Source organism: Pseudomonas sp. 2VD (assembly GCF_005503585.1).
Taxonomy (GTDB): Bacteria; Pseudomonadota; Gammaproteobacteria; order Pseudomonadales; family Pseudomonadaceae; genus Pseudomonas; species Pseudomonas aeruginosa.
In genome coordinates this window covers 17,847-36,274 of record NZ_SCND01000017.1, presented here as the reverse complement: position 1 = coordinate 36,274, position 18,428 = coordinate 17,847, and the positions used below count along the sequence as shown (strand labels likewise).

The window sequence follows — 18,428 nt, the reverse complement described above, 5'->3', positions numbered from 1 at the left end:
GCGCTGCTCCCGCGCCAGGCCGCGCACGCCGATGGCTACCCGCGCAGGATCTGCCGGCGCACGGCGCACCACCACCGGCCAGCCGGCCTTCAGTGCCGCGCAGACCCAGGCCGGAGCATTCTCCGGCAAATGCGCCGGCGCCATGCCCAGGAGCAGGTCATGGGGTTCCGGCCCTGCCCTGCGGCGCATCGGATCAGGAGCGAGCCGTCGCCGGCTGGAGCCCCGCTGTGAGCTGTTCGCGATGACCACGGCTCGCTCCTGAATTCACCACTGCTCGCGCAGCAGCCGGCGCACCCGCGCCGACGCCTCGCGGTTGGCCGCGCCGAGGCGGCCGCCGAGGTCGCGCGGGCCGCCGAGGATATCGGCCAGGGCCTCGCCCAGGCAGGTGCGGACCCGCACCAGGTCCGCCGTCGACGGCACCTCGACGGTCTCCACCGGAAGGGTCCTCCAGAGCAGGCCGAGCGACGCGTAGCTGTCGATGTCGTAGGCCATCGGCGGCACCTTCGCCGCCAACGCCTCCAGTTCCTCGACGCTGCGCAGGGTGATCCGCGCGGCGGCGGCCTTGCCCATGGCGTGGACCATCACCCCCGGATCGTGCAAGGCGATCAGGCGGTTGGCCTGGTAGCCGTGGGCGAGGAACGCACCGGACATCGCCTTGCCCACCAGAAGGCCGATCAGCGGATGCCCGGCGAGTCGGGCGCGGGCGTAGGCATCCACCGCCCCGGCCAGCGCCTGGTGGATACCCAGGGCCTCCTCGCGGCGGCCGTAGGCCTGGCTCGGCACGTCGACGATGGCCAGCAGCGCGCGCTTGCGCGGCGCCTCGCGGTCGGCCTCCAGCGCCTCGTCGACGGCGGCGGCCAGGCCCCAGCCCTCGAGCAGCCCGACCTCGCCCTGGCGAGCGCGCGGGAACGGATTGTCGGGATCGGGCACGACGGCCAGGAAACGCACCGGGTAGCCGTCCAGCTCGGCATCGGCGACGCGCAACGAAGCAGGATCGCCGGGACGCGGCGCGAGGCTACCGGCCAGCGCCTGGAACCAGGCCAGGCCACGGGAAGTGAACGGTTGGCTCATGTTGCATCTCCTTGGCCCAGCCCCTGGTACAGCCGGCGCACGCCGGCGGCATCCGGTTGCTCGGCGGTATCGAGGTCGCCCAGCCGCCGCAGGTAATCCTCGGCGCGGCGGCAGCGCGGCCGTGCCGGCAGGCCCTTGGCGAAATACGCGAGTACCGAGGTGCGTACCTCATCGAGGTCGTCGGCCAGGTAGGCGTCGGCGAGACCGCTGGCGAAGCGCTGCTCGCCGCCGGTGAGGCTCCAGATGAACGGCCGGTCGCGCGAGTCGTATTCAGCGATGCCGGCCTCCTGTTCGATCACCTGCGGACCGTTCAATCCGAGGCGCGCCTCGCGGGTCACCAGCACGTAGCTGCACAGCCCGGCGGCGATGGACATGCCGCCGAAGCAGCCGACCGGCCCGGCGATCACCGCCACCACCGGCTGGTAGCGCTGCAGATCGACGATGGCCGCCTGGATCTCGGCGATCGCCGCCAGTCCGAGGTTGGCTTCCTGCAGGCGCACGCCACCGGTTTCCAGCAACAGCAGGGCCCGGGTCGGAACGCCGTTGCGGTTGTCCTCGGCGGCCAGCTCCAGCGCGCCGGCGATCTTCGCTCCGCTGACTTCGCCAAGGCTGCCGCCCTGGAAGGCCCCTTCGATGGCGGCGAGCACCGCCGGCTGGCCGTCGAGCAGGCCACGGGCGACCACTACCCCATCGTCGGCCTGAGGCACGATGCCCTGTCGTTCCAGCCAGGGCGACTGCACGCCGGCGAAGGGGTCGAGCAATTCGCGGAAGCTGCCCGCGTCGAGCAGGGCGCGGGCGCGCTGGCGCGCTCCCAGTTCGGTGAAGCTGCGCAGCGCCAGCAGGCGGGCGACGTCAGTCATGGCCAGCCTCCTCCAGTGCCTGCTCCAGGCGCAGGCGGACCACCCCGGGAGTGGCGCCGAAATCGTGGATGCGGATCGACGCGGCCGGCGCCGTGGACGCCGCGAAGACCCGCGCGAAGAGTTGTTGCCAGCGCGGGCCGCTGCCGTTCACCGAGGTCACCACCTGGATGCTCAGCGCGCCTCCGGCGGCCGGCTCGAGCAGCACCTCCAGGTCGCCGGAGCCGACGCAGCCGGCCAGGGCGCGACCGCGCGCCGGAGCGCCGGCGGGAAATTCGAAGGTCAGGGTTTCCATCTCAGAGACTCCCAGCCCACCCACCGGACACGGCGGGCAGGCGATCGAGGAAAAGACAGGCGGCCAGCAGGTCGGCGGCGCCGCCGGGCGAAGCGTTCAGCGCCAGCAGGCGGCGGTCCAGCTCGCACAGGCGGCGACGCCCGGCGAGACTGGCGCTGCCGCCGGCGGCGAGCACCGCGCGTGCGCCATCCTGCATCGCGGCGAGGCCGACGCGGCCGGCGCGGTGCAGCACGCAGGTATCGTCGAGGACGCTCATGATCGCCAGCAGCGCATCGAGCCTGGCGTTCTGCTCGCCAGCGCCGCCTTCGCGGCTGCGCCATAGCTGCGGCAGGCCGTGGCGCACTGCGCGGGGGAAGCCGAGACGCGCCTCCTCGCGGGCGCCGCCGACGCCGTAGCGCCGACGGACGCGCTCGCCGTGGCTGTCGCCGATGGCGGCCGCCGGATCGTCGAGCAGGGCGATGCGTCCTGCGCGCGCGGCCACTTCGCCGGCCTGCGTGCGGCGCGGTTCGAGAGCGGCGGCCGCGACCAGCAGGCCGAGCGCCCAGATCGCTCCGCGATGGGTGTTCACGCCTTCGGTGGTACGCAGCATCGCCGCCTCGCCGTCGCGCCCCAGTTGGCCAAGGACGCCGCGCAGGCGCGCATCGATGCGCCCATGCCGCTGGGCGGCGTCGGCCATTTCCTTGAAACACGGCCACAGGCTCAGCGCCGAGGCCTGCATCAGGCCCAGGTGCAGGTCGGCATGCGCGCCATTGCCGCGACGGTCCACCAGGGCCGGTTTGGGCGACAGTTCAGCTTCGTCGATGAGGGCGTCCACCGCCAGGTCGGCCAGGCATTCGCCGAGGTCGGCGCGCAGCGTCGCCGCGAGGTTCGCGATGGCGTTCATCACCAGCTCCTGAAACGCGCCGGCGGCTGGTACAAGCCGCCGGACCACTCGACCAGCTCGGCGATGCTCTTCGCCGCCAGCAGCTCGCGCGAGGCGTCGGTGCGGCGGATGCCGAGGTCCTCGGGCAGCGCGATCAGCCCTTCGCGGCGCATCCGCAGGGTCTCGCGCGGATCGTGGCGCAGGCCGATCGGACTGATCCCCGCCACCGCGGCGATCATCGCCTGGCGTTCCTCCAGCGAGCGCGCCTTGTACAGGTAGGCGATGCCTTCCTCGGTGAGCACATGGGTGACGTCGTCGCCATAGATCATCACCGGCGCCAGCGGCATGCCGGTCTGGCGCGCCACCTCCAGCGCGTCGAGACGCTCGACGAAGGTCGGTTTGCCGCCGTCCTGGAAGGTCTCGACCATCTGCACCACCAGCTTCCTGCCGCGCTCCAGCAAGGCCTCGGGTTCGCCCCGCATGTCCAGCCAGGCCGGCGTCGAGTGGCGCCGGCCACGCGGGTCGTGGCCCATGTTCGGGGCGCCGCCGAAGCCGGCCAGGCGTCCGCGGGTGACGGTGGAGGAATGGCCGTCGCCGTCGACCTGGAGGGTAGCGCCGATGAACAGGTCGACGGCGTATTGTCCTGCCAGTTGGCAGAACATCCGATTGGAACGCAGCGAGCCGTCGCGACCGGTGAAGAACACGTCGGGACGCTGGGCGATGTAGCCCTCCATGCCCAGCTCGGTGCCGAAGCAGTGCACGCTCTCGACCCAGCCGCTCTCGATGGCGGGGATAAGGGTCGGGTGCGGGTTGAGGGTCCAGTGCCGGCAGATCTTGCCCTTCAGGCCGAGGGACTCGCCGTAGGTCGGCAGGATCAGCTCGATGGCCGCGGTGTTGAAGCCGATGCCGTGGTTCAGCGACTGCACGTTGTGCCGCTGGTAGATGCCGCGGATCGCCATCATCGCCATCAGCACGTGGACCGGCTTGATGTGGCGCGGGTCGCGGGTGAACAGCGGCTCGATGTAGAACGGCTGGTCGGCCTCGACCACGAAGTCCACCCAGGACGCCGGGATGTCCACTCGCGGCAGGTCGCGCGGGTCGTCGACGATACGGTTGACCTGGACGATGACGATGCCGTCGCTGAACGCGGTGGGCTCCACCAGCGCCGGGGTGTCTTCGGTGCTCGGCCCGGTGTACACGTTGCCTTCGCGGTCGGCGACGAAACCGGCGACCAGTGCGACGTTGGGGATCAGGTCGACCACCAGCCGCGCGTACAGCTCGATGTAGGTGTGGATCGCGCCGATCTCCAGCAGGCCGTCTTCGAGCAACTGGCCGATGCGCAGGCTCTGCGGGCCGGAGAAGGAGAAGTCGAGCTTGCGCGCGATGCCCAGTTCGAACAGGTCGAGATGCTCCGGACGACCGACGCTGGGCATGATCATGTGCAGGTCGTGCAGCTTGCCGGGATCGACCCGCGCCAGCGAACGGGAGAGGAAGTCCGCCTGCTTCTGGTTGTTGCCTTCCAGCACCACCCGATCGCCCGGCGCGATCAGCGCCTCCAGCGCGGCGACCAGGCGTTCGCGCGGCAGCACCGCGCCGTCGGCCAGGCCGCGCACGCGCTCGAGGCGCCGCTGCTTTTCCTGGCGGCGCCGCGACCACTGCGGCGGGGGAGAGATCGGTGTCGTCATGTCGGCTCCAGGTTTCACGCTGTCGTGAGGAGCCACGTTAGGCAGGCCGCCAGGCCTGTTCAATCAAGCCGGGCGACGAACCGTTACGCCAAGGTTAACGATCTGAAGGATCAGGCGCGGCGACGAGCCTGGCTGTCGATCAGGTACTGCAAGCGGAACAGGTGACGGTAGCCGGCCTCCCAGGCGCCGTGGCCGGACTTCACGTTGATGTGCCCGGCCTCGGGCAGGATCACCGTCTCCGCGCCCCAGGCGCGGGCCAGGTGCATGGCGCGCTGCGGGCTGCAGGCCTGGTCGTTGTCGGAACCCACCAGCACGCTGGGGAACGGCAACGGCTCGCGGCTGATCGGCGCGAAGTTGCGCAGCGCCTCGGCGCAGCTCTCGCGCTCGACGTCGGCCGGCGCCACCAGCAGGGCGCCGCGTACCTGGTCGCGCACCCGGCGCTCGGCCTGGGCCGCCCACAGCGCCACTGTCACACAACCCAGGCTGTGCGCGATCAGCACCACCGGCCCGGGCTGGCGGCGGATCTCGGCGTCCAGCTCGGCGATCCAGTCGGCGCGCAGCGGGGTGATCCAGTCCTGTTGCTCGACCCGTGAGGCATTGGGCAGCGCGCGCTGCCAGTGACTTTGCCAATGGGCGTCTTCCGAGCCGTACCAACCGGGCACCAACACATAACGGACGCGTTCGCTGTGCATGGAGATCCCTCCAGAAAAATTCATCACCAGGGAAGTGTAAGGGCGCAGTCTTTTTTCTCTAAGGAATAAAAAGCAATTTTAATATTCTATGAATTCATATGAGCCAATCGAGTTGATCCAGCGCAAGCCGAAGCCACTTTTCCGCGGCAACGCCTGGGCGACGCATGCCATCGGCGGTATACCTGAGCGCAGGCATCAGGTATCGGGACAGGATCATGGCCAAGAAATTTCCCCTCCATCCCAGCCACCCGGAGCGCATCTGCTGGGGTTGCGACCGCTATTGCTCGGCGGAATCTATGGGCTGCGGCAACGGCGCCAGCCGCACCCAGCATCCCAGCGAACTGTTCGGCGAGGACTGGGCCGGTGAATGGGAAGTCGAAGGAACGGAGGACGCCAAGGAGCAGGAGGCGCCGGCACGCCAGGCCTGAGCGCCCAGGCGTGGGGCGTGCAAGCGACGGGCACGATGCGCGACGCATTCGCGAGCCCGGCCTCGGCGGACACACCCGAGGAGCGTCCATCCGGAATAAAAAAGACCGCTCTCCCCTGCCCGGATCGGAGCGGTCGAAACCGTTGCCCGCCCGGCCTGCGCCGGACGGCGTGGATTCGCTTCAGCGTGCGGTGATCACCGCCAGCCTGGTGATCCCGGCGCGCTCGATGGAAGCCATGGCCTTCGCCACCTGGCCGTAGTTCACCCCTTCGTCGGCCTGCAACTGCACGCGGACCTCGGCGTCCTTCGCCTTGGCCGCGGCCAGGTTGCTCTCCAGCAGCTCCGGCTGGATCTCGTCCTTGTTGACGAACAGCTTGCCGGCGCCATCGATGCTCACCACCAGGGGATCCTTCTGCTCCGGCGGGGCCACCGATTCGGTCTTCGGCAGGTTGATCGGGATCGAGTTGGTCAGCAGCGGCGCGGTGACGATGAACACCACCAGCAGCACCAGCATCACGTCGACCAGCGGGGTGACGTTGATTTCGGAAAGGACTTCGTCGCTGTCCTGGGTCGAGAAGGCCATGTCAGGACGCCTCCTTCACGTTGCGCGAGGGGTTGCCGGCCTGGCGCGCGGCGGAGGGATGGACGATGACGCGGAACGCGCTCTTCTGCGCCAGGCTGTAGAAGTCGTGGGCGAAGTCGTCGAGGTCGGCGGCGGTCAGCTTCAGGCGCCGCAGGAAGTAGTTGTAGACCAGCACCGCCGGCACCGCGACGGCGATTCCCACGCCGGTGGCGATCAGCGCGCTGCCGATCGGCCCGGCCACGGTCTCCAGGCTCGCCGAGCCGGCCGCGCTGATCCCCTTGAGCGCCTCCATGATGCCCCAGACGGTGCCGAACAGACCGATGAAGGGCGAGGTCGAGCCGATCGAGGCGAGCACCGCCAGGCCCGACTCCAGGGAACGCCGCTCGCGCTGGATCTGCTGGCGCAGGGCGCGTTCGAGACGGTCCTGGTGGTTGATCGACTGGGCCAGGTCGGGCTGGCCGTTGTCCTGCACCTGGATCGCGGCGAAGCCGGCCTGGGCCACGCGGGCGCCGGCGCCCTGCTTGTCCTGCGCCTGCTCGCCGGCGGAGTCGAGGCTGGTGGCGCTCCAGAACTGCTTCTGGAACTGGCGGTCCTGGCGCTTCTGCCGGGCGAACTGCACGCCCTTGACCAGGGCCAGGCCCCAGGTGACCACGGAAAAGCCGACCAGCAGCCAGATGACGGCGCCTTCGACGGATTCGAGCGGGGTGGTTAACAGACTCATGACGGATGCTCCTCGTGACGCTGCAGATTCAGTTCAACTTGAAATCGATCGGTACGCTGACCCAGCCGTCCTCGGCCTTGTCGCCGCGCTTGGCGGGAACGAAGGACCAGCGCTTGACCGCTTTCACCGCGGCCTGGTCGAGGGCTTCGCGTCCGCTCGACTTCTGCACCTGGATCTCGCTCGGACTGCCGCTGGCGAGGACATGCACCCGCAACAGCACGGTGCCCTCCCAGCCGCGGCGCATGGCCAGGGCGGGGTATTCCGGCGCCGGGTTGTGCAGGTAGCCGGCGTTCGCCGACGGCGGCGTCAACGGCGCCGGAGCAGCGACCGGCGCCGGCGGGGCGGGTGGCGCGGCGGGTTGCGGCGGCGCGGGCGGAGCCGGCTCGACGGCCTTCGGCGCCGGCTTCGGCCGGGGTTGCGGCTTGGGCTTGGGTTTCGGCTTGGGCACCGGCTTCGGCGGCGGCGGCTTCACCGCGTTCTCGTCGACCACCGGCGGTGGCGGTTCCTCGACCACTGGCGGCAACGGCTCGGGCGGCGGCGGTTCCACCACCGGCGGCGCCGGGGCGGTGAACTCGATGGTCATCGGCGGCACCTGTGGCGGCACCTCGGGCAGCGCCGGGGTTCTCTGCTGGCTCAGCCAATGGATCACCGCTCCGTGCAGGGTCAGGGCGAACAGGACCAGCAGGATCGTCTCGCGCCGGCTGAGCACCCGACCCTGTGTCGGGTTGTGGCGAACCAGGTGCAACGCCTGGCGAACCGGCCGACCGAGCGCCACCAGGTCGCCGCCGGGCGTCTCGCGCCAGGGCTGCGTGCGGGCATCGACGGGCTGGGGGGTTGCCATGGAAAAGCTCCTTGCACTGACGAACTCGATGGCCGCTCAGGTCCGTGCTGGAGTCCTAGCGGCGCAGGGAGTTGCATGATTGGCAAGGAGGCTTAGCGCCTGAAGTAATTATTTTTGTTATGGAAATAACTTCTGGAGCTATGGGTTTCGCCCATGTCGCCACAGGCCGCGTGGTTGGCGGGCTACAGCGATCCGACGAAAAATCCATGCCTTGCGGGCATGAAAAATATTCCTGAAAGGCTGGTGTTTTCGCCGTTGGAAGCGGCGGAGAACGCTGCGCGGGCAACCCGCGAAAACGAAAAACCCCGGCCTGGGCCGGGGTTCTGGTGGATTCAGCGGGGAATCACTCCACCGCCTTGACCATGTCTTCGATGACCTTCTTGGCGTCGCCGAACACCATCATGGTCTTGTCCAGGTAGAACAGCTCGTTGTCCAGGCCGGCGTAGCCGCTGGCCATGGAGCGCTTGTTGACGATCACGGTCTTGGCCTTGTAGGCCTCGAGGATCGGCATGCCGGCGATGGGCGACTTCGGATCGTTCTTCGCCGCCGGGTTGACCACGTCGTTGGCGCCGAGCACCAGGACCACGTCGGTCTGGCCGAACTCGGAGTTGATGTCCTCCATCTCGAACACCTGCTCGTAGGGCACCTCGGCCTCGGCCAGCAGCACGTTCATGTGCCCCGGCATGCGCCCGGCGACCGGGTGGATGGCGAACTTCACGGTGACCCCGCGATGGGTCAGCTTCTCCGCCAGTTCCATCAGCGCGTGCTGGGCGCGGGCCACCGCCAGGCCGTAGCCGGGGACGATGATCACGCTGTCGGCGTTGGTCAGCAGGAACGAGGCATCGTCGGCCGAACCGGACTTCACCGGACGCTGCTCCTTGGAGCCCGCCGGGCCGCCGGCGTCGGCTTCGGCGCCGAAGCCGCCGAGGATGACGTTGAAGAACGAGCGGTTCATCGCCTTGCACATGATGTAGGAGAGGATCGCGCCCGAGGAGCCGACCAGCGAGCCGGCGATGATCAGCATCGAGTTGTTCAGCGAGAAGCCGATCCCCGCCGCGGCCCAGCCGGAATAGGAGTTGAGCATCGACACCACCACCGGCATGTCGGCGCCGCCGATGGGGATGATGATCAGCACGCCGAGGACGAAGGCCAGCGCCAGCATCACGGCGAAGGCGGTGAGGTTGCCGGTGAACATGAACACCAGGCCCAGGCCGAGGGTCGCCAGGCCGAGCACCAGGTTCAGCAGGTGCTGCCCGGAGAACTGTACCGGGGTGCCCTGGAACAGGCGGAACTTGTACTTGCCGGAAAGCTTGCCGAAGGCGATCACCGAACCGGAGAAGGTGATGGCGCCGATGGCCGCGCCGAGGAACAGCTCCAGGCGGTTGCCGGTGGGAATGGTGTCGCCCAGGTGCGCGACGATCCCCAGCGACTGCGGCTCGACCACCGCGGCGATGGCGATGAACACCGCGGCCAGGCCGATCATGCTGTGCATGAAGGCGACCAGCTCGGGCATCTTGGTCATCTCGACGCGCTTGGCCATGATCGAGCCGGCGGTGCCGCCGACCAGCAGGCCGACGACGATGTAGCCGACGCCGGTGGTGGCGATCTCCGCGCCCAGCTTGAACACCAGGCCGACGGTGGTGGCCACGGCGATGGCCATGCCGACCATGCCGAAGAGGTTGCCGCGGCGCGAGGTGGTCGGGTGCGACAGGCCTTTCAGGGCCTGGATGAAGCAGACCGAGGCGATGAGGTACAGGAGGGTGACCAGGTTCATGCTCATCAGTGGCCCCCCGCCTTCGGCGCTTTCTTCTTGAACATTTCCAGCATGCGCCGGGTGACCAGGAAGCCACCGAACACATTGACTGCGGCCAGGGCCACGGCGAGGGTGCCCATGGCCTTGCCCAGCGGGGTCACGGTCAGGGCGGCGGCGAGCATGGCGCCGACGATGACGATCGCGGAAATCGCGTTGGTCACCGCCATCAGCGGGGTGTGCAAGGCAGGGGTGACGTTCCATACCACGTGGTAGCCGACGTACACGGCCAGCACGAAGATGATCAGGTTGTAGATCCCGTCAGAAATGATATCCATCGTTTTCACCGGTCTTCAGGGCGCAGGCGCGAGGCGTGCGCATTTATCGTTATCGAAGCTTCCCGACGCAGCGGCTCAGCCGTTCTTGCGCACCGCCTGGCCGTCGCGGCACATCAGGCAGGCGGCGACGATGTCGTCCTCGAGGTTCACGCTGAAGCCTTCGGCGTTCAGGGTGAGCTTGAGGAAGTCGAGGATGTTGCGCGCGTATAGCGCCGAGGCGTCCGCCGGTACCAGCGCGGCCAGGTTGCTGTGGCCGACGATGGTCACGCCGTGCCGGACCACGACCTGGTCGGCCTCGGTCAGCGGGCAGTTGCCGCCCTGGGCGGCGGCCAGGTCGATGACCACCGAGCCCGGCTTCATCTCCGCCACGGTCGCCTCGTGCAGCAGCGTCGGCGCCTTGCGGCCGGGGATCAGCGCGGTAGTGATGACGATGTCCGACTGCTTGGCGCGCTCGTGTACGGCCTTGGCCTGGCGCTCCATCCACGAGGCCGGCATCGGCCGCGCGTAGCCGCCGACGCCTTCGGCGCACTCGCGCTCTTCGTCGGTCTCGTAGGGCACGTCGACGAACTTGGCGCCGAGCGACTCGATCTGCTCCTTCACCGCCGGACGCACGTCGGAAGCCTCGATCACCGCACCCAGGCGCTTGGCCGTGGCGATCGCCTGCAGGCCGGCGACGCCGGCGCCGAGGATCAGCACGCGGGCGGCCTTCACGGTGCCGGCGGCGGTCATCAGCATCGGCATGAAGCGCGGATAGTGGTTGGCGGCGAGCATCACCGCCTTGTAGCCGGCGATGTTGGCCTGCGAGGAGAGCACGTCCAGGCTCTGCGCCCGCGAGGTACGCGGCGCGGCCTCGAGGGCGAAGGCGGTGATGCCGCGCTCGGCCATGCGGGCGATATTCTCGTTGTCGAAGGGGTTGAGCATGCCGACCAGCACGGCGCCGCTTTTCATCTGGGCCAGCTCGGCGGCGCTGGGCGCGACCACCTTCAGCACCAGGTCGGCGCCGAAGGCCTCGGCGGCGCTGCCGATCGTCGCGCCGGCGGCTTCATAGGCACTGTCCGGCTGGCTGGCGTTGACGCCGGCGCCGCTCTGGACGATCACCTGGTGGCCTTGGCCGATCAGCTTCTTGACGGTTTCCGGGGTGGCGGAAACCCGCGTCTCACCGGCATGGGTCTCGAGGGGGACACCGATCTGCACTCACGAATCTCCTGCGTGATTGTCGAGTAGTCCGGGGCACTGCGGATGGCGCACCGGCTGCGGAGGTCTAGCTCACATACCGCGATTCGCGAACGAACCTTGGCGCGGCATTGTGCAATCGAGCCGAAAAGCCTTCAACAAGTTCTGAAGGCATACGACATAGAAACTACAAGTCATAAACCGACCAACAATTCCCGCCCATCGCCGCCGGGCGCGTCCTGACTGGCGTGCAGCCTATCCGGGGAAGCCCGCGCGAGAATATGACATCCCTGCCGTGAATGACCGGCTATCAGGTCAAGCCGCTACGGCTTCGACGGGAAAATATCCTGCCAGCGCCGCGGAATGCCGGGGTAATTAATGTTTTTAATACGCTGTATCAGCAATCCCTGATGCCTGGCCAAAGTAGCAAAGCAAAACTTTGACTACAAAGTCAGGATCGCCTTTCCATGGGCGCTGCAGGCCAGCTCGTTAGACCAAAGGCGAATTGCCCTATGGGCAGGATAGACGCGGAGAAATGGCAGAACTGCGACAGCATGTCGCAGTTCTGCTAGCTATTCGCCGGAACGGAAGGGGCTCGCCAGAGCGGTGCGCAGCGACCGGCGTCGGTCGGCAACGGAGGAGCCGGCGCACGCTGGGGGATGCCGGTTCAGAACGGACGGCTGCCCGCCAGGCTGATGCGCTTCAGGCGCCGCCGCTCGCTGGCCGGGAAGGCGTTGCGCGCATGCAGCACGGCCTGGTTGTCCCACCAGACGATGTCGCCCACCGACCAGGCGTGGCTGTAGCTCAGTTCCGGGCGCGCCAGATGTTCGCGCAGGCGACCGATCAGCGCCTGGCCCCGCGCGGGGTCGTAGCCGGGAATCTCCACCTCGGTGTGGGCGCTGAGGAACAGTACGCGCCGGCCGCTTTCCGGGTGGGTGCGTACCAGTGGGTGCTCGCTGCCCTGGATCGGTTCGATGTCCGGCGTGCGGTAGGTGGCGAAACCGCCGCCGTAGCCGCCCTCGCGCAGGCGGATGAAGGGGTTGTAGTTGATCAGGCGCAGGCCATCGATCTCGCGCCGGGTCGCCTCGTCGAGGCTCTCGTAGGCGCGCGCCAGGTTGGTGAAGCGCGTCTCGCCGCCACTGGACGGCACCTCCAGCGCGTAGAGCAACGAGCCGGAGGACGGCACCGGCGTCCATTGGTGGTCGATGTGTGCCGGCAGGGCGAAGTTGCCCAGTTCGCCGTCGCCGGTGTTGGCCACCTTGACGATCTCCGGCACCTTGCCGTCGCCACCCGAGGACAGCACCGGGATGTCCGCCGGCGGCTGGAACACCGAGCCGAACAGGGTGGCGAAGCGCAAGTACTGCTCATCGTCGAGGTGCTGCTGGCGGAACACCAGGATGTGGTGCTCGCGCAGCGCCTGCTTGAGCGCCAGGACCTGCTCCGGCGCCAGCGGCCGGCGCGCGTCGAGGCCACGGACTTCGGCGCCCAGCGGCGCCTCCAGGGGGGTGATGCGGAATGCCTCGGCGACCTCGGGTTCGGGTTGCCGGGCGGTGGCGGATTGGCTCATGTAAGGGGTCCTCGCGGGTTCGTTCTGCCTGTGGTCGCCCTCCCCGGCGAGGAGAGGGCCGGGTCCGTCATGCCTTCCGGATCGTCCGGCTGCGTTGCCCGTCGATGCCTACCGGCACGTCGCCGCCAAGGGTCACCCGGCGCACCACGCGCGGCTGGTCGCCGTAGTCGTCGATCGCGTAGTGCTGGGTCGCGCGGTTGTCCCAGATCGCCACGTCGCCGGCCTGCCAGCGCCAGCGCACGGTGTTCTCCAGGCGCGTGACGTGCCCCTGCAGCACCGCGAAGAGGTGCGCCGAGTCATGCTGCGAAAGACCCTTCAGGCGTTTCACGAAGTGGCCGAGGAGCAGGGTCCGCTCGCCGCTTTGCGGATGCACGCGGACCACCGGGTGCTCGGTCTCGTAGACGGTCGAGGTGAACACCTTGCGGTAGTTCTCCAACTGCTCCAGCGAGGCGCTGGGCTTGACCCCGGCGTAGTCGTACTCGTTGCTGTGCACCGCCCAGAGCCGGTCGGCCAGCTCGCGCAGCTCCGCCGGCAGGTCGGCGTAGGCGCTCGCCGTGTTGGCCCAGACGGTGTCGCCGCCGGACTCCGGGGCCACCACGCTGCGCAGGATCGAGGCCTTCGGGTAGGCCTCGACGAAGGTCACGTCGGTATGCCAGGAGTTGGCCCGGCGGCCTTCGGCGCCATCCAGCTCGAGGAGGAAGCGGGTGCCTTCGCGGGACGGCACGGTGGGGTGGGCGACCGGTTCGCCGAGCAAGTGGGCGAAGGCCTCCTGGGTCTGGTCGTCGAGATGGCTCTGGTCCCGGAAGAAGATCACCTTGTGGCGTACCAGGGCGGCCTGGATCGCCTCGACGGTGGCGGCGTCCAGTTCGCCGGACAGGGTCACGCCGCGAATCTCCGCGCCGATCCGTCCGGCGACCGGCCGGACGTCGAGCCGTACCGGCGTGGCGAGGGCTTGTGCTGCATTGCTCATGTCATGTTCCTCATGCGTGGGGTACTGCGTGGGTGAAGGCTCAGAAGTCGTAGCGCAGCGATACGCCGAGCGTGCGCGGCTGTCCCACCGATGCGGTGTAGGAGCCGTTGATGCTGGCGAAGGCGCTCAGGTAGTAGTCCTTGTCGAAGGCGTTCTTCAGCCATACCGAGGTGTCCAGCTGGCCGTCGCCGACATCGCTGCGCAGGCCGGCGGCGAGGTTCACCAGGGCGTAGCCGTCGATCTTCGAAAGGTCGGAGTTGTCCAGCGTGCCCTCGGCCGCGGAGCGGTAGGCGTAGCTGGCGCTGACGTAGGGTTGGAAGCGGTCGTCGAGGCGCCACTGGTATTCGCCATTGAGGTTGGCGATCCATTTCGAGGCGCCGACCACGCGCTGCCCGCTGAGGTCGCAACTGCTCGGCGCGCCGGGCCGGGTGCTGACTTCCGCAGGGCACGGGGCATCCTTGAACGACAGGTAGGTGACGTCGTTGTAAGAGCCGTTGAAGTTCAGGGTCAGGCCGCGCAACGGCAGCGCGGTGGCCTCGAATTCCAGGCCGCGCGAGCGCACGCTGCCGGCGTTGGCCAGCACCTGCACCAACTGCGTCGAGCCCGGCGCCTGGTACAGGGTGGTGGCCTGGTAGCCGTGGATGCCGGTCCAGAACAGGTTGGCGTTGAGCAGCAGGCGCCGGTCGAAGAGCGTGCTCTTCAGGCCCAGCTCGGCGTCGTTGGCGCGCTCCGGTCCGACCAGCAGCGAATCGGCGCCGGCGCTCGGCGCGCTGCCCACCGCCAGGTTGACCCCGCCGGACTTCTCGCCGTGGGACAGGCTGGCGTAGCCGAGCAGGTCGTCGCTGAACTGGTAGCTGAGGCTGAGCAACGCCGAAGGGGCGAAGTTGTACTGGCTGAGATCGCCGGAATCGTAGGCGCCGAGCTGGCCGTTGCGCACCGCCGCGCCGACCCCGCCGACCGCCGCGCCGCCCAGCGGAGCGAAGCGCTCGACCTTGGCGTTCTTCTCCTCGTAGGTACCGCGCAGGCCGGCGGTGAAGTCCAGGCGTTCGCTGAGGTGCCAGGTGCCCTGGGCGAACAGCGCGAAGCTGTCGGTCTCGATCTTGCCGTTGGCCTTCGAGTAGGTGTCGTTCAGCGCGCCGAGATTGGCGCCGAGCAGGTACAGGTCGGCCAACGGTCCGTAGGAGGTGAAGGTCTTGTTGCCGAGGTTCTGCCTGAACGCGTAGGCGCCCACCACGTAGTCGAAGGCACCGCCGGTGGGCGAGGCCAGGCGGATCTCCTGGGAGAACTGCCGGTCGTGCACTTCCACCCCGGTGTCGTTGATCGCCGAGACGTTCAGTTGCTCGTCGTTGGCCGGGGTGAAGTGCCAGTAGCGGTAGGCGCTGATGGAGGTCAGGCGGTAGCCGCCGGCGAGGTTCCAGTTGGCCTCCAGAGAGCTGCCGCCCTGGTGCACGCTGACGTGCTGGCGGCCGTTGATGTTGACCTTCTTGCGCTGCGGATCGCGCAACGGCGAAGCGCCGACCAGCGCGGCGCGCTGCCAGAAACGCTCGGCGGCGCCGTAGACCACCATGCTGCCGTTGCTCGAATCCTCCTCGTTGTAGTCGGCGATCCAGCGCAGGCTGAAGTCCTCGTTCGGCTCGAACAGCAATTGCCCACGCGCGCCCTGGCGCTCGCCGCCGTTGAGATAGTTGTCGTCGTGGATGTTCTTGATGTAGCCGTCGTCGCGGGTGCGATAGGCCGAGAGGCGTCCGGCGAGGGTTTCGCCGAGCGGCCCGGAAACCGTGCCGCGGCCCTGGAAGTAGCCGTCCTGCCCGCCGGAGACCTCGACGGTGCGCTCGGTAGTGAAGGTCGGCGCGCGGGTGCTGATGTTCAGCACCCCGGCGGTGGTGTTCTTGCCGAACAGAGTGCCCTGCGGACCGCGCAGCAGCTCCAGTTGCTCGATGTCCAGCAGGTCGAACACGGCCATTCCCGGACGTCCCAGGTAGACGTTGTCGAGGTAGATCCCGGCGCTGCCTTCCAGGCCGTCGCTGGCGGGGTTGTTGCCGATGCCGCGCACGGCGACGCTCGACTGCCGCGCATGGATGTAGGCGACATTGACGCTGGGCAGCACCTGCTGCAGGTCCTGCACCCGGGAGATGCGCTGGGCCTCGAGAGTCTCGCCACCGAGCACGGTGATCGGCGTCGGTACCTTCTGCGAATCCTCCTCGCGGCGACGCGCGGTGACGGTAACCTTGCCCAGGGCCGTATCGGCCTTGACCGGTGCGCTGCCGGCCAGCGGCGGCGCCTCCTCGGCGGACGCGGGAGCATCGGCGGCACTGGCCGGCAACGCACCGCCGAGGGCGAGCAGCAGGGCCAGGGCGTAGTCGGAGCCGCCGGGCGGCGTTCGGCGGAGCGGCAAGCGGTAGTGATACTTCATCGTGAATGTCCTCGGTTCCGGCACAGCCGGACGCAGGCAGCAGGCGGCCATGCCGCGCAAGGCAGCGATCTGGCGAAAGGTTCGAAGGGGGCCGGCGGACGGCTCAGCCCCGGGCGACTGTCAGGGACGACAGCCGCCGGCGACGCGGAAGGGCATTCGGAACGGCGGAGGTGGCGCGGCAAAGGCACGGTGGACCATGTTCAGCTCCTGGGGTCTATCTATGCTTATTACTAAATCGCATATTTTTCTAATTTGTTCTTTGTTGACGGAATAAGAGCTTGCATTTAAAACCAGCACATCCCGAACGGCAAATGCCTTTGTCCAATATTTCCAATGCCGGTAAAGCATCATGGATCTACGCCAACTGCGTTACTTCATCGCCCTCGCCGAACACCGCAGTTTCGTCCGTGCGGCGGACGCCATGGGCATCACCCAGCCGGCCTTCAGCCGCAGCATCCAGGGCCTGGAGCAGGAGCTTGGCTGCCAGTTGGTGGACCGTGGCAGCAAGGACCTGCGCCCGACGCCGGAAGGCCAGGTGGTGCTGCAACACGCGCTGAGCCTGGTGCAGGGGTCGGCCAACCTGATCCACGAGATCGCCCAGTTGAACAAGCTGGATGCCGGCGAGCTGCGCTTCGGCAGCGGGCCGGCGCCGGCCCAGCAACTGGTGCCGGACGCGGTGGCCGACTTCATCAACCGCCACCCGCGGGTGCAGATCAGCCTGGACGTGGACAACTGGGAAAAGCTCAGCCGCGCCCTGCTCCGCGAAGAGATCGAATTCTTCGTCGCCGACATCCGCGACTTCGAGGCCGACCCGAACTTCCAGACGCGCCCGCTGACCCCGCGCCGCGGCCAGTTCTTCTGCCGTCCGCAACATCCGCTGCTGGGCAAGGACAGCCTGTCCACCAACGACCTGTTCAACTACCCGCTGGCCTCGACCCTGATTCCCCCGGGCATCCGCAAGCTGCTGGCGAACCTCAGCGGCAAGATCGACTTCGCCGCCAACATCCGCTGCGAGAACATGCACGCGCTGATCCGCATCGTCCGCCAGACCGACGCCATCGGCATCGCCAGCGACGAGACCCTGCGCCCCTACCTGCAGCGCGGCGAACTGCAACCGCTACAGTGGCGCAACCTGCCGCAGAACCTGGATAGCCTCAGCGCCCGCTGCGGCATCATCAGCCGCAGCGGCTACCGGCTTTCGGCGGCGGCCAAGGCGATGATCGAGACGCTGGTGGAACTGGACCAGGCACGCCACGCGGCGGCCTGAGCCGCCGCGCGGTTTCCCTTCCTCTACTGGAGTTTCGGCAACCCCAGCGCGCCGCGCAGCTCCTCGCGCACCGCGGCGAAGTCGGCGGCCACCGCCGGATCGGCCAGCAGGCTCGCCACCAGCGCCGCGGCGGCGGTCTGCCCGCCTTCCAGGTCGCTGGGGAAGTGCACGCCGGCCAGCACCCGGCTCTGCGCATGCTCCTCGGCGCGGGCGAAGAACGCATCGTGATGCTCCGGCACCAGCATGCTCAGCAGCGAGGCCTTGAAGTAGCTGTCCATGGTGTGGCCGCTGGGATAGGACTCCCCCTCCGGCGGCGGCAGCACTGGCTTCACCTTCGATGTCACTTCGTAGGGACGCGGGCGGGCGAAGTGCTTCTTCGCCGGCATCAGCACCTCGACCAGGTTTTCCTGGGCGCGGTTGAAGAAGCTCCGGGTCAGCGGCAGGCGTTCCTTGTCGAACGACGCGCCTAGCAGGTCGCCGGCGAAGGGGAAGACGTTGTCCTCCCACTGGTCGTGGGCGCGTACCCGGCGTACCTGTTCGGGCGTGCGCAGGCGTTGAGCCTCCAGCACCGCGCCGAGATCGGCGACGGCCGCAGCCGAGTCCGCCGCCGGCGGCGGCGGGAGGTAATCGGCCAGGCGCGGTGGGTGGGCCAGCGGATAGGGCGCGGCGGCGGTCTCCCCGAGACAGGCCAGCGGCGCGAGCAGCGAAAGGCAGAGCAAGAGCGAAGGGCATAGGGTCTTGTTGTTCATGAAGCGTATTCCCTGAGGCGAGGTTGCATCGGGAGCCGAGGCTCCCACCCACGGCCGTTGCGGATGACGGCCGACGCCACACTCTCCGTCGGTGACTTCCGAAATGCTTGACCCGGCCTGCCGTTGCACATGCCAGCCCCTGCCAATGGCAGGCCCCGGCAAAAGCC

Annotated in this window: 18 protein-coding genes and 1 pseudogene; 2 read left to right on the top strand and 17 right to left on the bottom strand. The window is 68.4% G+C overall.

The genetic code is table 11. The features are described from left to right. The 7 genes and pseudogenes from FFS27_RS03580 to FFS27_RS03550 form a co-directional block, all read right to left on the bottom strand. Window positions 1–249: pseudogene (locus tag FFS27_RS03580) on the bottom strand (phosphoribosyl-dephospho-CoA transferase MdcG domain-containing protein); the annotation flags it as partial. A 15-nt stretch (window positions 250–264) separates the two neighbouring features. After that, a complete protein-coding gene (gene mdcE / locus FFS27_RS03575; protein WP_003133103.1) occupies window positions 265–1,071 on the bottom strand; it encodes a biotin-independent malonate decarboxylase subunit gamma in 807 nt (268 codons plus the stop codon). Then, a complete protein-coding gene (locus FFS27_RS03570) occupies window positions 1,068–1,931 on the bottom strand; it encodes a biotin-independent malonate decarboxylase subunit beta (protein WP_003084003.1) in 864 nt (287 codons plus the stop codon). Before FFS27_RS03570 ends, mdcE begins: the two co-directional genes overlap by 4 nt. Then, the gene (locus FFS27_RS03565; protein WP_003084001.1) at window positions 1,924–2,223 is read right to left on the bottom strand and encodes a malonate decarboxylase subunit delta; all 300 of its coding nucleotides are present in this window, start codon (window positions 2,221–2,223) and stop codon (window positions 1,924–1,926) included. The genes FFS27_RS03570 and FFS27_RS03565 overlap by 8 nt, the downstream gene beginning before the upstream one ends. Before the next feature lies 1 nt (window position 2,224). Then, the gene (locus tag FFS27_RS03560; RefSeq protein ID WP_003137092.1) at window positions 2,225–3,106 is read right to left on the bottom strand and encodes a triphosphoribosyl-dephospho-CoA synthase; all 882 of its coding nucleotides are present in this window, start codon (window positions 3,104–3,106) and stop codon (window positions 2,225–2,227) included. Further along, on the bottom strand, window positions 3,106–4,770 hold the full coding sequence (gene mdcA, locus FFS27_RS03555) for a malonate decarboxylase subunit alpha (RefSeq protein ID WP_003111980.1): 1,665 nt from the start codon (window positions 4,768–4,770) through the stop codon (window positions 3,106–3,108). Before mdcA ends, FFS27_RS03560 begins: the two co-directional genes overlap by 1 nt. Before the next feature lie 110 nt (window positions 4,771–4,880). Then, window positions 4,881–5,462, bottom strand: coding sequence for an alpha/beta hydrolase (locus tag FFS27_RS03550; RefSeq protein ID WP_003106176.1), 582 nt, complete (start codon window positions 5,460–5,462; stop codon window positions 4,881–4,883). A 215-nt stretch (window positions 5,463–5,677) separates the two neighbouring features. On the opposite strand from FFS27_RS03550, the gene FFS27_RS03545 reads away from it, so the two are divergent. Further along, window positions 5,678–5,890, top strand: a complete 213-nt coding sequence (locus FFS27_RS03545) for a DUF3079 domain-containing protein (protein ID WP_003111981.1) — start codon at window positions 5,678–5,680, stop codon at window positions 5,888–5,890. A gap of 180 nt (window positions 5,891–6,070) precedes the next feature. On the opposite strand, the gene FFS27_RS03540 is transcribed toward FFS27_RS03545, so the two are convergent. From FFS27_RS03540 to FFS27_RS03500, 9 genes are all read right to left on the bottom strand, one after another. After that, entirely contained in the window at window positions 6,071–6,472 is a 402-nt protein-coding gene (locus tag FFS27_RS03540; RefSeq protein ID WP_003106175.1) for an ExbD/TolR family protein, read from the bottom strand. A gap of 1 nt (window position 6,473) precedes the next feature. Then, entirely contained in the window at window positions 6,474–7,193 is a 720-nt protein-coding gene (locus tag FFS27_RS03535) for a MotA/TolQ/ExbB proton channel family protein (protein WP_003083979.1), read from the bottom strand. Between the two features lie 28 nt (window positions 7,194–7,221). Further along, window positions 7,222–8,034: an energy transducer TonB gene (locus tag FFS27_RS03530; RefSeq protein WP_023100720.1), complete on the bottom strand. Its 813-nt coding sequence runs from the start codon at window positions 8,032–8,034 to the stop codon at window positions 7,222–7,224. 343 nt (window positions 8,035–8,377) lie between these two features. Beyond that, window positions 8,378–9,814 (bottom strand): NAD(P)(+) transhydrogenase (Re/Si-specific) subunit beta, encoded by a 1,437-nt coding sequence (locus FFS27_RS03525; protein ID WP_003083975.1) that lies wholly within the window; start codon window positions 9,812–9,814, stop codon window positions 8,378–8,380. Beyond that, entirely contained in the window at window positions 9,814–10,122 is a 309-nt protein-coding gene (locus tag FFS27_RS03520; RefSeq protein ID WP_003083974.1) for an NAD(P) transhydrogenase subunit alpha, read from the bottom strand. The genes FFS27_RS03525 and FFS27_RS03520 overlap by 1 nt, the downstream gene beginning before the upstream one ends. 75 nt (window positions 10,123–10,197) lie before the next feature. Then, window positions 10,198–11,316, bottom strand: a complete 1,119-nt coding sequence (locus FFS27_RS03515; protein ID WP_003083972.1) for a Re/Si-specific NAD(P)(+) transhydrogenase subunit alpha — start codon at window positions 11,314–11,316, stop codon at window positions 10,198–10,200. A gap of 646 nt (window positions 11,317–11,962) precedes the next feature. Beyond that, window positions 11,963–12,862, bottom strand: a complete 900-nt coding sequence (locus FFS27_RS03510; RefSeq protein WP_003137071.1) for a TauD/TfdA dioxygenase family protein — start codon at window positions 12,860–12,862, stop codon at window positions 11,963–11,965. 67 nt (window positions 12,863–12,929) lie between these two features. Then, window positions 12,930–13,832 (bottom strand): TauD/TfdA dioxygenase family protein, encoded by a 903-nt coding sequence (locus FFS27_RS03505; protein ID WP_003110976.1) that lies wholly within the window; start codon window positions 13,830–13,832, stop codon window positions 12,930–12,932. A gap of 40 nt (window positions 13,833–13,872) precedes the next feature. Further along, window positions 13,873–16,245: a TonB-dependent receptor gene (locus FFS27_RS03500; RefSeq protein WP_023100719.1), complete on the bottom strand. Its 2,373-nt coding sequence runs from the start codon at window positions 16,243–16,245 to the stop codon at window positions 13,873–13,875. Between the two features lie 349 nt (window positions 16,246–16,594). Here FFS27_RS03500 and FFS27_RS03490 point away from each other — a divergent pair, with 349 nt between their 5' ends. After that, on the top strand, window positions 16,595–17,512 hold the full coding sequence (locus FFS27_RS03490) for a LysR family transcriptional regulator (RefSeq protein ID WP_003110978.1): 918 nt from the start codon (window positions 16,595–16,597) through the stop codon (window positions 17,510–17,512). Between the two features lie 23 nt (window positions 17,513–17,535). Here the strand turns inward: FFS27_RS03490 and FFS27_RS03485 are convergent, their stop codons facing one another. Then, window positions 17,536–18,261, bottom strand: coding sequence for an acid phosphatase (locus FFS27_RS03485; RefSeq protein ID WP_003110979.1), 726 nt, complete (start codon window positions 18,259–18,261; stop codon window positions 17,536–17,538). Between the last annotated feature and the right edge of the window lie 167 nt (window positions 18,262–18,428).